A 13,281-nucleotide genomic window follows, 5' to 3' on the forward strand; every position below is an offset into this window, starting at 1 on the left:
GCTCTCAATAGTGTATCTGAGCTTTTCATGGACACCGCGACTGACGGCCAGCAGCACCTTCATCTCCTGTACCGCGACCATCATGGCTGGCTGCAAGGCTGGCTGCGCAAACGCCTGGGCGACCGTGAGCATGCCGCCGACGTGGCCCAGGACACCTTCCTGCGTTTGCTGGTGTCCGGGCGTTTCCCCGGTGACAAGGAAAGCCGCAGCTACCTGGCGCAGATCGCCCGCAACCTGGTGATCGACCAGTGGCGGCGCTTGCGCATCGAGCGCGCTTATCTGGAAAGCATCGCGCACATGCCGGAGCCTGAGTCGCCGTCCCTGGAAACCCGTGCGCTGATCCTTGAAACCCTGATGCAAATCGACGCCATGCTCGACCGCATGCCCGACAACGTGCGGCGCGCCTTCATGCTGTCGCAGTTCGAAGGCTTGAGTTATGCACAGATCGCCGAGCGCCTGGGCGTCACCGTCAGTTCGGTGCAAAAGTACATGACCCGCGCCATCGTCGCCTGCTACCACGTGGCCTACGACGAATGAGACACGACGCGCCCATCGCCCCGGCGGTTGTCGAGCAAGCCAGCGAATGGCTCATGCTGCAATGGGGTGGTGACCTGCATGGCGAGCAACACGAGGCCTTTGCCCAGTGGCAGGCCGCTGACCCGGAGCACCGCCGCGCCTGGCAACGCTTGCAGCACCTGCAGCAAACCCTCGGTGGCGTACCCGCCGACAGCGCTCGCGCCGTGCTGCGCGACACCCCGGACACCCAACGCCGCGCGGCCCTCAAGTTGCTTGGCGTGCTGTTGATCGCTGGCGGCAGCGGCTACCTGGTGCAGCGCAGCGAGCCCTGGCAAGCGGCATTCGCCGAACACCGCACCGCCACCGGCGAGATCCGCCACGTTACCCTCAGCGACGGCACGCGCCTGGACCTCAACAGCGACAGCGCCGTGGACCTGCGTTTCAGCGCCAGTGAGCGGCGCATCCGCCTGATCCGTGGCGAAGTCCTGCTCACCAGCGGCCACGACCCGCTGCGCCCGCTGATCGTCCAAACCCCGGCCGGTGATGTGCAGGCGCTGGGCACCCGTTTTGCCGTGCGTGAACTGGCCGATGGCAGTCGAGTCGATCTTTACGAAGGCCGCGTGCGCGTAACCCCGGTGCATGGCGCTGCGGTGCAGATGCACGCCGGGGACAGCCTGTGGTTCAACGCGCAGCAAAGCTCGGCGCTGCCTGCGGTGGACGCCAATGCCAGCAGTTGGACCGAGCACCGCCTGATCGCCGAGCGTCAGCCGCTGGGTGAGTTCGTGGCGCAACTGAGCCGCTACCGCTCGGGGCTGTTGCGCTGTGATCAGGCGGTGTCCGGTTTTTTGCTCACCGGGGTGTTCCCGCTGAACGACACCGATGCAATTCTGGCCGCCCTGGAGCGCTCGTTGCCGGTACAGGTGCAGGCGGTCACGCGCTACTGGGTGACGATCAAAGCGCGGGTCTGAAAAAATTTTCTAAAAGGCTTGTCGGTTTTTGTAGCCCGCTCGGGATACCTCTTGAAAGCCAATCAAGAAGCGATCTCACGGGGAGTCCTGCAATGCCGCACCACCCAATCCAACCCTTGGCCCGCGCCCTGCGCCGTGGCCTGTTTGTCAGCCTGCTGGCGACGGTGCCGCTAGTGCCGACCCTGGCTTATGCCGAGCAAAGCGCCGCAGCCCTGCGCACCTACAACATCCCGGCGGGCGGCCTCGACCAGGCGTTGAACCGCTTCGCCAGCGCCTCGGGCATCTTGCTGTCGGTGGACGCCACGCTCACCGAAGGCAAGCGTAGTGCTGGCCTGCAAGGGCGTTACGCGGTGGGCGAGGGGTTGGAGCGGTTATTGGCGGGCAGCGGGTTGGTGGCGATGCAGTCCCAGGGCGGTTGGTCGTTGCAGGCGGTTGCGCAGGGCGACACCTTGCAATTGGGCGCAACGCAAATCAGCGGCCAGCAAACCCAGGAAAGCGCCTGGGGCCCGGTGGATGGCATCGTCGCTACACGCAGCGCATCCGGCAGCAAGACCGATTCGGCGCTGGTGGAAATTCCCCAGACCATCAACGTGATCACCGCCGCCGAGGTCAAGGCGCGGGGCGCCCAAAGCGTCACCCAAGCGCTGCTCTACACGCCTGGGATGGCGGCTGGCGGTTTTGCCGATCGGGTTAAATTATTCGATGAACCGACCTCGCGTGGCTTCTCGCCTACACCGCTGTATCTCGACGGTTTGCACCTGCCGTACGGTGGTGGCAGCACCGGTGGCGCCTTGCAGATCGAGCCCTATTCCCTGGAGCGTATCGAAGTGCTCAAGGGCCCTGCCTCGGTGTTGTACGGGCAAAACCAGCCGGGCGGTATCGTCAACATGGTCAGCAAGCGCCCCAGCGAAACCCCGGTGCACCAGGTGGTGCTGGAGGCCGGCACCTACGAACACAAAAGCGCGGCCATCGACCTGGGCGGGCCTTTGGATGAGCAGGGTCAGTTTCTCTACCGCCTGACCGCCCTGGCCAACGATGGGCAGGACGAAATCAACTACGTCGAAAACAAGCGCCAGTTCATCGCCCCCAGCCTCACCTGGCGACCCAACGATGACACCAGCGTGACCTTGTTCGCGCAGTACCAGAAAGACAAAGGCGTGCCCGAGGCCCAAGGTTTGCCGGCGTCGGGCACGTTGTGGTCCAACCCCAACGGCAAGATCAAGCGCGACCTGTTTCTCGGCGAGCCCGGCGTAAACCAATACAACCGTGAGCAGTACGTGCTCGGCTACGAGGTTTCCCATCGTCTCAATGACACCTGGACCCTCAAGCAAAACGCCCGCTATGCCGAGGTCGATGACCATTACATCGCGCCGTTGCACGGCTACAGGTTTGCCGCCAACCCTGTCACTGGCGCGCTGGATCAGCGCTATCAGGAGCGCTTCGGGGTGGACTGGCAGCAGAACAATAAAGTGTTTGGCGTGGACAACATCGCCCAGGCCGAATTCGACACCGGCGCGCTGTCTCATACCGTCATCGTCGGCCTTGATTACTACCACTCCGGCTCGCTGTTCAGCGGGCGCCGGGATAACAATCCGCCGTTGATCGACTTGTTCAACCCGGTCTATGGCCAGCGCCTGAACTTCGGCCCGGTTGCTCGCTGGGACCGTACCCTGAGCCAGACCGGGCTGTACGTGCAGGACCAGATCAAGCTGGACAAATGGGCCTTGGTCCTCGGTGGACGCTACGACTGGGCCAGCGTGGTGAACAAAGACCCGGTGCAAGACACGCGTTTCGCCAGCAAGGACGAAGCCTTCACTGGCCGGGCAGGCCTGGTGTACCTGTTCGATAACGGCCTGGCGCCGTTTGTGAGCTACTCCGAATCGTTCCTGCCGCTGACCGGCACTGACGCCAACAGCAAGCCGTTCGACCCTTCTACCGGCAAGCAATACGAAGTCGGCATGAAGTACCAACCGCCGGGCCAGAAAAGCTTTGTGCAGGTGTCGGTCTACCAACTCGACCAGGAAAACGTGCTGACCACCAACCCGCAGAACCCGCTGTACAGCACCCAAAGCGGCGCCATGCGCTCACGGGGCGTAGAGCTGGAAGCCAAGGCTGCCCTGAGCGATGCCTGGGACATCATCGCCTCGGCTTCGCGCAACGACATCAAATACACCCAGGACAACGACGGCCGCCAAGGTCGCCACCCTGCTGGTATCTCGCCGCTCACCGCGTCGATGTGGGTCAACTACAGCGTGCTTGGCGACACCCCGCTGGCCGGCCTTGGCGCAGGCCTGGGCGTACGCTACGCACGCCAAAGCCTGGGCGATTACTACGAAGGCGCTTTTACGGTGCCGTCTTACAGCGTCTACGACGCCAGCCTGAGCTACGACCTGAGCCGCTCGCCGCTCAAACTCAAGGGCGTGAAGCTTGCGCTGAACGTGCAAAACCTCACCAACAAGACCTACGTATCGCAGTGCACCAGTGACTTGGATTGCTACTACGGCGAAGGGCGCACGGCGGTGTCGAGCCTGACTTACGACTGGTAAGTAATCCTTTGTAGGAGTGCTCCTGATTTAGCCGAGTGTGAATCTTTTGTGTCTCGCGGGCGTTAGCTTTCGGCTGGCTAACCTCGCGAGCACTTACCTATGTCCATCCCCGAGAATCCCTACGCCACACCGCGTTCTACCCTGAGCTGGAGGCCGGTTCGTGAGCCGGTTTTTTTTGTTGTGGCACCGCGCAAACTTCTCCTCATGGTCCTGCTGACGCTGGGCGCTTACTTCGTCTACTGGTTGTACCGGCAATGGTCGCTATACCGCCAGGCCAGCGGCACGCGGCTATGGCCGTGGGTGCGGGTGATGTTTGCAGGGTGCTACTTCTGCTCGCTGATCAGCCGCGTGATGCACGAGCTGGAACAGGGTGAGTCGGACTACCACTGGTGGCCCCGCTGCCTGGCGGTGGCGGTGTTCGTGGGAGGGTGCTTGCCGCTTACTGTGCTGTGGTTGTTGTCGCCGTTCACTGCATTGGTTGTGGCTGCCGGTATCGCAGCGCTCCAAGTGGTGCTGGCGTTGCAACTTCAAGACGCGATCAACTTTCTGGAATGCGACCCGCAGGGGCAGGGCAATGCACGGCTGACGGACGCCGATTGGGTTGGGGTAGCGGCAGGGCTGATGGGGTGGGCAGTGGTGATTGCGTGGGCGTGAGGGCAAAATCTGCAGTCACGGGTTCTGCAAAAACACCACATACCCCCGAAACCACTCACTCTCCCGCAAATACCCTGGCTCCTCCCACACCCCGCCCTGAATCAACCCGATCTTGAACGGCAGCCCCATGCGGTTCATGCGCGGCAAATAGGCGGCGTAATCCGGGATGCTGTGCCGCCCCTGGTACGTCTGCACCACCACTTCATCCACCACACCCTTGAGTTGGGCGATGGCGGCCGGGTCGGCGTTGCTGCTCCAGTCCATCAGGCCGGTGATGCTCAGTTTCAGGTCAGCTGGGAGGCGTTGGCGCAGGTCGCGCAGAAAGGTCGCGTATTCGTGCAGGTATTGGGTGCGGGCATCGAAGTCGATCTGGATACCCACCACCGGGTTGCCAGCGTCGCGCCAGCGTTGCACCTGACCGAGCAACTGGGTGTAGACCGCTTCGGGCCATTTGAGGGTGTGGGCGCGGTACACCACCCAGACTTCACCCTGGGTGAGGCGCGGCACGCCGATGCCTTGGGCGATCATCTGCACGCCACGCTTGGGCGCGCGGCGGGTGGCGTTGATCTGGCCCTGTAGGATGTACAGGGTCTTGGCCTGCTGCAGTACCGGCTGGGGCGTGACGCCGCTCCACAGCCAGAAGGCGTCATAGTCGCGGGCGTCGACGGCGCCGAACGCCGGGCTTGCCAGCAACAGCACGCCTAGCCATAGGGTTTTCACCAGTAGTACTGCAAGGATTTGCCCCATTCGGTGTCGGCAAAGCCGCTTTTCAACTGGCGAAACCAGGCCTTGCGGGCGGCAGGCGCGACGTCCTGGCCGCCGCAGCTGTTGTAGCCGGCCGGGGCGTAGCAGTTGATGGCGCGGAACAGGGCGTAGGCCTTGTCGTTTTTCGGAGCCTTGGGATCGGCGATCACGCGTTTGTAGCCTTCCAGGCGCGAGAAGGTTTCGCCCTTGAAGTCCGACGCGGTGCTGCCCAGGCTGCCGGCGGCGCGGGCTTGTTCCAGGGGCATGCCGTCGAGGTTGTTGCGCAGGATGAACTCACCAAGGCAGTTCAGGCCCTGGGGGTTTTTGGGGGCGGCCTGCAAGGTCTCGGCGGTTTGCGCGATGCTCGGGCATTCATAGCCGGATTCGGCTTCGTCGCCGTTCCACTGGAACAACTGCAAGCTTTGGCTGGTGCTGTAGACGTAACCCAGGCTGGTGCCGAGCTTGTCTTGGGACGCGGGCGAGGGCAGTAGCTTGAGGTCATCGAGGAAGCTTTCGAACTGGCCGCGCAGCAGGTTTTTATACAGCAGCACAAATTGCGCGGTCTCGCGCTCCACTGGGTCGCTGGCCTGGGCGATCTGCTGGCGCAGCAGCTCGGGCCCGGCCACGTTGCGCAGCAAAATGTAGCGAACCTGTTTGGCACCGATCGGTGAGTCGGCGGCGAACACCTTGGCCAGCTGGCCGCTACGCTCGTAGTTCAAGGCCAGGGCCAGTTCGAGCTGGTCGCGTTGCAGGGGCAGCTTGGCCAGGGGCAGCAGTTTCAGCCACAGCGTCTCGGCGCTTTTAAAGTCCTTTTTGTCTTCCAGGGCCAAGGCGCGCAGGGTCTGTTGGCTGAAGGCGAAGTAGTCCAGGTTCGACGGCACGTCCTCGGGCAAGTGTTTCAAGGCGCTGTCGGGTTGGTGCTCCACATACAGCGCATACGCGGCGAGCACGTAGTCGTACTGCGCGGGGTCGTTGGCAAACACGGCCTTTTGTTGGTCGAGGTCTTCGCGGGTCAGGGTAGGCGGGGTGTGGGCGCGCATCATCATCAGGTCACTGACCATCTGGATGATCGGCGCATTGAACGTCCCGCCGGTGACCATCAGCAGCTTTTGGTCAGCCTCTTCCACCAGTTCATCCACGGACACATTGCGCTGCGCATCGGTGGTCTGGGTCAGTTCCCAGGCGTACGCCGCGGCGAGCTTGTCGCTGTCGTCCGCCAGCCAGTACACCCGGCGCAACAAGCCGCGTGCGGAGGCGAGGTACTGGCCTTGTGGATAAGTCTTCAGGTAGGCATCGAAGCCCTGTTCGGCATTAGCCAGCGCGGGTTTATCCACACGCTCAAGTTGCGGCACGCCGTAAGTGTCGTAGATGTTGGCCTGGGCCTGGTTCAGCGCGGTGCGGGCGCTCATGTACAGCGCGGTTTCCTTCAGCCACGGCGAGCTGGCACCGGCGAGGGCCGCAAAGCCGCGTTCGGCCTCGGCAAAATGCCCGCTGTAGAAGTCGGCGGCGCCTTGCAGGTAAGTACGAAACAGTTGCCCGTCGGCAGACTGGATCTGCTGCGGCTCGTCGACTACCGGGCCGTCCCACTCGCACGTGGTGAGCAGTTGCAGGCGCGCCTTGGCCAGCGCCTCGCGTTCGGCGGCGGGCATGTCGGCCTTGACCACCTGGCTGATGAACGCCGTGGCGCTGTCATCGTCGTTACTGCGGCAGCGGCTGCCTTCGCCACTGAGGAAGGCCTGACCTGCCGTGGTGTACTCCTCACGCTTGATGCCCAGGGGTTGGAGCAAGGTGTCGAGTTCGGCGGTGCGTGAATCGTCGGGTTTGTTGTCGGGCTCGGCATGCTCGTCGGCCCGTGGTGTGAGGCGATACACCGGGAACGGCACGGGGCCGAAACCCTGGGACAGGTCATCCTCCTGCAACGCATCGGGCGTCAGCGCCACGGCCTTTTTGTCGGCCAGCAGCAGGCGCAGGTTGGCGCGGCTGTCATTGCCCGGGCTCAGGAAGGGCAGGTTGTTGCACGCATCAAGGCGGTCCCGCGAAACCCGCCAGTCGGGGTAGCAAAAGTCGTCAGAGCTGGCCAGGGCCGGCAGGGAAACACTGGCCAGCAAAGCCAGCGCCAGGGGTGACAGAAAACCGATGCGCATGACGTGTCCTTGATCCTGAGTCCTTGGAGGGCGGCAATCATAGCTTGTTCCTACGGCTGCTTCGGTGAAGCCCTACACAAATTGCTGATTCATCTGATTACAGCAGCGAATCTAGGGGTTTTGGCCTAGAGTGGCGATGTTTGCGTAGTGGCAGGGGAATCGAGGTGCGTCGGTCTGTGGTAGAGCAAAACGAAAAGGTCGAGGCGTTGCCTGCTTTCAATCGTCTCACTGCGACCTGGGACGGCGCCGGTTGGATCAGCCGGCTGTGGTGGGTGCCGATCCTGGCAGTGGCCATGGCCTTGCGCTTTTACAACCTGACGTCGGCGGCGATCTGGGGCGACGAAGGCTCAAGCCTGCTGCTCAGCGAATACGCTGTGGACGACTTGTGGTTTCACGCGGCGCACGACGTGCACCCACCGCTGTATTTTTTCCTGCTGCGCGGCTGGATCGAGCTGTTCGGCGATAGCATCTGGTCGATTCGCGGCATGAGCGCCATCCCCGGCGTGGTCGCCGTGGGCCTGGGTGTGTGGCTGACGCGGCAACTGTCCACCCGTCGCGCTGCGGTGCTGGCGGGCATCCTGTTGGCGCTGTTGCCGACGGCGGTGCGCTACAGCCAGGAAGTGCGCATGTACTCACTGCTGGCGGTGTGGCTGCTGGGGGCCACGCTGGCGCTGGTGTACTGGGTAAAACGACCCGAGCGTACGCGTTACTTGGCGGCGTACATCGTGCTGATGAGCGCCGGGTTCTACACCCATTACTTCACCGCGTTTTGCGTGCTGGTGCATTGGGCGTACCTGGGTGTGCTGTGGCGCGAACGCCTGCTGGCGCGTCCGGCGTGGTGGGCGACCAACGTGGCGATTGTACTGTTGTACCTGCCTTGGCTGCCGAACCTGTTGGACCTGGTGCAACACGTCGAGCAGCTCAAGGTGGGCGGTGATATCGGCTGGGAAGAACCAGTGGGCCTGCCGTCCCTGCCGTCGATGATCTGGCAGTTTGTGATCCAGGATGAGGGTACGGATTTCTGGCCGCCATTGTTCTGGCTGGTGCCGCTGCTGCTGGTTGCGGTCTCAGTGGTGACCGCTTGGCGCGAGCGCGAGCGCTATCGCCCAGGCATGCTGCTGGCGCTGTTTTTTATGCTGCCGCTGGTGCTGGTGTACGGGGTGTCGTTTATTTCGCCGGTGTTTATCGAGCGCTACCTGACGGTGTATGCACTGGGCCTGCCGATCCTGATCGCCATCGCGGTTGATCGTCGGCCATGGCTGGGCGCCGCGCTGTTCGTGCTGTTCGTTGGGATCGAACTGGTAGGGCTCAAGAATAACTTCACTGTCGATGAACACGACCAGTTCAACGTGCCCGTAGAGTTCGTTAACCGTAATTACCAGGAAGACGACCGCATCGTCCTCAGCGACATGATGTGGTACTTGAGCTACGTGTATTACGACCAGACCGACGCCCAACTACAGCTTTACACCCCGCCCAAGCCCGACGGCACGCCAACCCGGCCCAACGCTTACGGCTTCGGCACCTTGGTGGACCAGGACGGCGGGCGCATCTACCTCGACCACCTGTCGGCCCTGCCCGCCGAAACCCGCCGCGTGTGGCTGATCAGCAGCAACGAAGCGCCGGATGATTTTGCGCCCCTGCCCGAAGGCTGGCGTGAACTCAGTCGCCAGGACGGCGGCGGTGCCCGGGCACGGTTGTTTGTGTTGTGCAATGTGCCGTCGGCGCAGCCCCAGGGTTGCCGCTAGACTCGGTTGAACCCTCACTTGTCAGGAGCGACACCCATGGAACCGCCTGTGCATAGCTTGCCGTCCTTGTTCAAACAACTGGGGCTGGCAGACGACCCGGTCAGTATCGATAAGTTTGTGGCAGTGCATTCGCCGCTCGAGGCGGACCTGGAATTGGCCGATGCGTTTTTTTGGACGCCCAGCCAGAGTGAGTTTTTACGCGAAGAGAAGCGCAAGGATGCGGATTGGGCGGAGTGGGTGGATGAGTTGGATGTGTTGTTGAGGAAGGGGCGGGGGGTGTAAAAAAATCTTTTCAGAAGTGCTCGAATGTAAAAAAAAATGGTGAGTGGTAAAAAAATCTGGGCTTTAATCGGCTAAGTGAATTTTTTCTGGGGACGCTCACCTTGGCCACAGTCGGATACGCCCATCTCTGCGAGGCGCTGGATTTAAAAGTCATCGCCCCGCATCGCATTGCAATGATCAAGCCCGTGACCCGAATCACCCCGATCGGCAACTGCCTGGCCGTTCCCCCTGCTGTCGCGCCCGCGCAACACGCTTTGTTTGATCATGTGCTGTTCGCGCTCAAGCATGAAGGTGTAAACCTGGCCGTGCTTGCACAGGTTTTCGAGCGGATTGGCCCGGAGCCGTTTCTGGCTGGGCTGGCGGGCTCGCCTAATGGAGCGTTCATTCGAAAAGCCTGTTTTTTATGGGAAGGCCTGACGGGGCAGGCGCTTGACTACGCAATGCCTGTTCGGGGGCGCGTTGTTGCCTTATTCGATCCTGCTCGTTATGTGACGGGTCCCAGCATTCGTAACAGTCGTTGGCGAATCGATTTTAATGGCTTGGGCTCTCTGCATTACTGCGCGACCGTTGAGCGAACACCTGCATTGGAGGAGTTGCTCGCGCTCGACATCCTGGCCCGCGCCAAATCCTTCATGGCCACACTCCCTCCAGAAATGATGGACCGCGCGACCCAGTGGGCCTACCTGCACGAAACCCGTGACTCCTTCGCCATCGAAAAAGAGCAGCCCAGCGAAGAAAAATCCCGTCGTTTCGTTCAACTGCTACGCCAAGCCCATGAAGGGCGGCTGTTGACCGAGGACTACTTGGTCGAACTGCAAAACAGCACGGTCTCCAACCCGTTCGACAAAGCCGTCGCCTTCCGCCATGAGCAAAACCATCTGCATAACGGCCTGCGTGGTGCGGCGGGCGTCAGCTACGTGCCGCCCGCGCCTGAGCTGTGCCAGGAACTGATGGAAGAGTTGATGGCTTTTGCCAATCAGCCTGTGCGCGATGTCGACCCTCTCGTGGCCGCCGCGGTCACGGCTTTTGGCTTTGTGTTCCTGCACCCGTTCATGGATGGCAACGGGCGCCTGTCTCGGTTCCTTATCCACCAGACCCTCTGCCACTATGGCGCGCTGGAAAACGGCCTGCTACTGCCGGTGTCCGTCGCGATGAAACACGAAGAACAAGCCTATCTGGAAGCGCTCAAAGTCTTCTCCCAACCCACCCGGGACTTTTGGAACGTCACCTGGCTGGACGGCGAGCAAATGGCCTTCGACTTCATCGGCCACCCCTCGATCTACCGCTACTGGGATGCCACCCGCTGCGTCGAATTCACCCTGCAAATGGCTCGTCGCGCGCTGGAAGTGGAACTGCGCGAAGAAACCCAGTTCCTTGAAAACTATGACCGGGTAATCAAGGCTGTGAACCAGCGGTTTGACGTGCGTGGCAGTGACTTATCGAAGCTAGTGATGATGTGCCTGGACAACGAGGGTAAGGTGTCTAAGCATCGCAGGAAGCAGTTTCAGTACTGCGTGGCAGAGGAGGTGTTTGAGTTTATTGAGTATGAAGTCTCAAAATTATTAAGCTAAATTTGCATGCTACGTTGTAGGTGATTTGATTACTCATCAATTACTTGCTTGGTGCTCGTTATTTCCGGCTCCAGATAAGTTATGTGCGTGCTTGAAGACAAAAGTTTGGAGTTTTTCTTCGGGCCGTCGGCCTCAATTTGATAGTACCAAATTGAATCTTTGTCCTTGCGGAACGCACACGCTTTAGTTGTTTCATTATTCTCGGTAAGTAATACCCAGTGGCAGCGCTCTATAAACGTATATGCAAGTTTAATTCCGTCTTCCTGACCTTTTTGGAATGAGCTAAAAGATAAAAACATCATATAGCTCAGGAGGCACAGTCCTAGCGGTACACGTTCAAAAACAGTCAGTGCCACGTTTTTTGCATTTAATATTTTTGATTTTGTATCGACTATTTTGTGTTGTTTTAGTATGTGAAATGTTATTAAGGTGATTGTTAGAATTGCGAGTGCGTAGAGTGTATATGTTAGATGGCGATAAGCAATCTCAAAAGCTATTAGCCCACCGTCGTACAACGTTTTTTCAATAGATGGCTGGCTAAATTCTGGATTAATACCAAATGCGCGCATAAATGAGTTGTTTTGACTTGTTCCTGCGGCGTATATGCACCCTGTTAGTAATAGCGCGCTGCTGATGGGGTCGATTATTTTCATTGGGCGGCGCCAATTTGAAATACATTTATTCCGTATTCAAAATTTTCAAGCTTATCTGTTTTTGTCTCTGTTACTTTGAGCTTGAGACGATCATTGATTTCAGATATTGATCGCTCTTTATCCAGTTCTTCGAGTTGTTCTTTCTGTTTCTTAGCGTTTGTCGTCAAGGTCTTAAATATTGGTAACGTCTCCGCTGGCTTGTATTTATCGTTAAACATGCTTTCCGGGGCGCTTTCTGCTCTTTTTAGATTTATAATTGATGAGTTGTCTTTTTCGTTTAGTTTGTCAAGACTTTCTGCTGTAATTTGTCCCGTCATTATCAAGCAAGCTAGCACGCCCGCTAAAATTTGGGCTGCGGGCATCACAGTCTTGTCTAAAGGGATTTTGCTCCACATATCGCCAGGAGACATGAACTCTGCTTTACAGGTCGAGGATAGAAAATTATTTAGAAAGCTTTCGTCAATGAGTTTTGTGAAGTCAGATGCATTAATGGTGTTTCCATTAAGCAGTAGGTGTATTAAATGCTCTGAGAGCGACACGTTCTGAAAAAGCTTGCCTATAACGAGTGCGTTGATTTCGTCGTTAGTTTTAATTTTATTGGAGAAAAATAAATGTTCTCCATCTGTAAAGAAAGGATATATTAGATGGAATATTTTCTCACGGCTATCGTTTAAGCATGTAACCGTTTGTTGACCGCTTGTCGCTTTTCTAACAGTGCTTGGAAGGTCTGAAGACTTTATATTTGGTCCCCAGGTCACTTCTTTTCTAAGCTTGTAATTTAAAGAAGGTCTTTCCTGCTCTGAATCAGCGACATCAAATTTCACCAATGTATGGTCGATGTAGGCGAGGTCTGAATTGCAAATTCCAACGCTATAATCGCCGAATTCATTTTTGGTGAGAATTAAATCACCCTGCATGATGTTGTTTACAAATTTGTCGATTTGACCTAGTAAGACACTCCCTGAGCGTGTCAGGAATTTTGTTTCTTTTCCATTGCTATCTCTTCTGAACTCAGAAAAGTCATCATTATTCAGCAGTCTGTCTTTTATTTTTTCATTTGAAGGTATGATATCTGGACAGTCTCCTTTATAAGCGGATTGCAGATGTTTGATAGCGATTAAATTTGCACTTCTAAAATGTCGTGCAAATTGCCCTCCTGTCGACCGGATTAGCCAGATGTTTTGATTTTCATTTAAAATTGCGACTTTGATCGAGCTTAACAATTGCTGAATTCCTTTTCTGAAGTTACGGTCATGTTGCTGATAAACGTTGCGCATTATGTGGTATCAAAAAGCCATATGGTATCATTTGCTTATTCTAAAATAGAATAAATGCCAGGAAAATTCGTCTCTGAAGGATTAAGATTCGAAGATCAGAATTTATGTGCTCACTTGATTTGCCCCGGTAGCGTCCCTGTAGTTCGCACCGTCGCCGGACATCGGCGACCGGATTTGG

The 13,281-nt window shown here is 58.3% G+C and carries 11 protein-coding genes; 7 read left to right on the forward strand and 4 right to left on the reverse strand.

All coding sequences use genetic code 11. From position 1 onward, the window contains the following. Nucleotides 1-27: 27 nt before the first annotated feature. The 4 genes from ACLD1Y_RS19675 (at nt 28) to ACLD1Y_RS19690 (ending at nt 4,684) form a co-directional block, all read left to right on the forward strand. A complete protein-coding gene (locus ACLD1Y_RS19675) occupies nt 28-537 on the forward strand; it encodes a sigma-70 family RNA polymerase sigma factor (protein ID WP_429479497.1) in 510 nt (169 codons plus the stop codon). Continuing rightward, nucleotides 534-1,484, forward strand: coding sequence for a FecR domain-containing protein (locus ACLD1Y_RS19680; protein WP_429479498.1), 951 nt, complete (start codon nt 534-536; stop codon nt 1,482-1,484). The genes ACLD1Y_RS19675 and ACLD1Y_RS19680 overlap by 4 nt, the downstream gene beginning before the upstream one ends. Before the next feature lie 92 nt (nt 1,485-1,576). Next, on the forward strand, nt 1,577-4,030 hold the full coding sequence (locus tag ACLD1Y_RS19685; RefSeq protein WP_429479499.1) for a TonB-dependent siderophore receptor: 2,454 nt from the start codon (nt 1,577-1,579) through the stop codon (nt 4,028-4,030). 204 nt (nt 4,031-4,234) lie between these two features. Further along, nucleotides 4,235-4,684, forward strand: coding sequence for a hypothetical protein (locus ACLD1Y_RS19690; RefSeq protein WP_429479500.1), 450 nt, complete (start codon nt 4,235-4,237; stop codon nt 4,682-4,684). A 15-nt stretch (nt 4,685-4,699) separates the two neighbouring features. Here ACLD1Y_RS19690 and ACLD1Y_RS19695 read toward each other — a convergent pair whose 3' ends face one another. Both ACLD1Y_RS19695 and ACLD1Y_RS19700 read right to left on the reverse strand, forming a co-directional pair. After that, nucleotides 4,700-5,404, reverse strand: a complete 705-nt coding sequence (locus ACLD1Y_RS19695; protein ID WP_429479501.1) for a DUF3142 domain-containing protein — start codon at nt 5,402-5,404, stop codon at nt 4,700-4,702. After that, nucleotides 5,401-7,572, reverse strand: coding sequence for an outer membrane assembly lipoprotein YfiO (locus tag ACLD1Y_RS19700; protein WP_429479502.1), 2,172 nt, complete (start codon nt 7,570-7,572; stop codon nt 5,401-5,403). The genes ACLD1Y_RS19695 and ACLD1Y_RS19700 overlap by 4 nt, the downstream gene beginning before the upstream one ends. A gap of 164 nt (nt 7,573-7,736) precedes the next feature. Here ACLD1Y_RS19700 and ACLD1Y_RS19705 point away from each other — a divergent pair, with 164 nt between their 5' ends. The 3 genes from ACLD1Y_RS19705 to ACLD1Y_RS19715 all read left to right on the forward strand — a co-directional run bounded on the left by ACLD1Y_RS19705 (nt 7,737) and on the right by ACLD1Y_RS19715 (nt 11,173). Next, entirely contained in the window at nt 7,737-9,320 is a 1,584-nt protein-coding gene (locus tag ACLD1Y_RS19705) for a glycosyltransferase family 39 protein (RefSeq protein WP_429479503.1), read from the forward strand. Nucleotides 9,321-9,356: 36 nt separating this feature from the next. Next, the gene (locus ACLD1Y_RS19710; RefSeq protein ID WP_429479504.1) at nt 9,357-9,602 is read left to right on the forward strand and encodes a DUF2789 domain-containing protein; all 246 of its coding nucleotides are present in this window, start codon (nt 9,357-9,359) and stop codon (nt 9,600-9,602) included. A gap of 101 nt (nt 9,603-9,703) precedes the next feature. Further along, entirely contained in the window at nt 9,704-11,173 is a 1,470-nt protein-coding gene (locus ACLD1Y_RS19715; RefSeq protein ID WP_429479505.1) for a Fic family protein, read from the forward strand. Between the two features lie 29 nt (nt 11,174-11,202). Here ACLD1Y_RS19715 and ACLD1Y_RS19720 read toward each other — a convergent pair whose 3' ends face one another. Together ACLD1Y_RS19720 and ACLD1Y_RS19725 are read right to left on the reverse strand one after the other, a co-directional pair. Continuing rightward, nucleotides 11,203-11,826 (reverse strand): hypothetical protein, encoded by a 624-nt coding sequence (locus ACLD1Y_RS19720; RefSeq protein ID WP_429479506.1) that lies wholly within the window; start codon nt 11,824-11,826, stop codon nt 11,203-11,205. Then, nucleotides 11,823-13,103, reverse strand: coding sequence for a hypothetical protein (locus ACLD1Y_RS19725; RefSeq protein WP_429479507.1), 1,281 nt, complete (start codon nt 13,101-13,103; stop codon nt 11,823-11,825). Before ACLD1Y_RS19725 ends, ACLD1Y_RS19720 begins: the two co-directional genes overlap by 4 nt. Between the last annotated feature and the right edge of the window lie 178 nt (nt 13,104-13,281).

Origin of the sequence: Pseudomonas sp. 18175, from assembly GCF_050432925.1 — a bacterium.
Taxonomy (GTDB): domain Bacteria; phylum Pseudomonadota; class Gammaproteobacteria; order Pseudomonadales; family Pseudomonadaceae; genus Aquipseudomonas.

What these genes read in the sequence shown, in the direction of transcription:
- ACLD1Y_RS19685 (WP_429479499.1), top strand. Translation starts at nt 1,577, where the DNA reads ATGCCGCACCACCCAATCCAACCCTTGGCCCGCGCCCTGCGCCGTGGC.
- ACLD1Y_RS19680 (WP_429479498.1), top strand. Translation starts at nt 534, where the DNA reads ATGAGACACGACGCGCCCATCGCCCCGGCGGTTGTCGAGCAAGCCAGC.
- ACLD1Y_RS19710 (WP_429479504.1), top strand. Translation starts at nt 9,357, where the DNA reads ATGGAACCGCCTGTGCATAGCTTGCCGTCCTTGTTCAAACAACTGGGG.
- ACLD1Y_RS19675 (WP_429479497.1), top strand. Translation starts at nt 28, where the DNA reads ATGGACACCGCGACTGACGGCCAGCAGCACCTTCATCTCCTGTACCGC.
- ACLD1Y_RS19720 (WP_429479506.1), bottom strand. Translation starts at nt 11,826, where the DNA reads ATGAAAATAATCGACCCCATCAGCAGCGCGCTATTACTAACAGGGTGC.
- ACLD1Y_RS19690 (WP_429479500.1), top strand. Translation starts at nt 4,235, where the DNA reads ATGGTCCTGCTGACGCTGGGCGCTTACTTCGTCTACTGGTTGTACCGG.
- ACLD1Y_RS19700 (WP_429479502.1), bottom strand. Translation starts at nt 7,572, where the DNA reads ATGCGCATCGGTTTTCTGTCACCCCTGGCGCTGGCTTTGCTGGCCAGT.
- ACLD1Y_RS19725 (WP_429479507.1), bottom strand. Translation starts at nt 13,103, where the DNA reads ATGCGCAACGTTTATCAGCAACATGACCGTAACTTCAGAAAAGGAATT.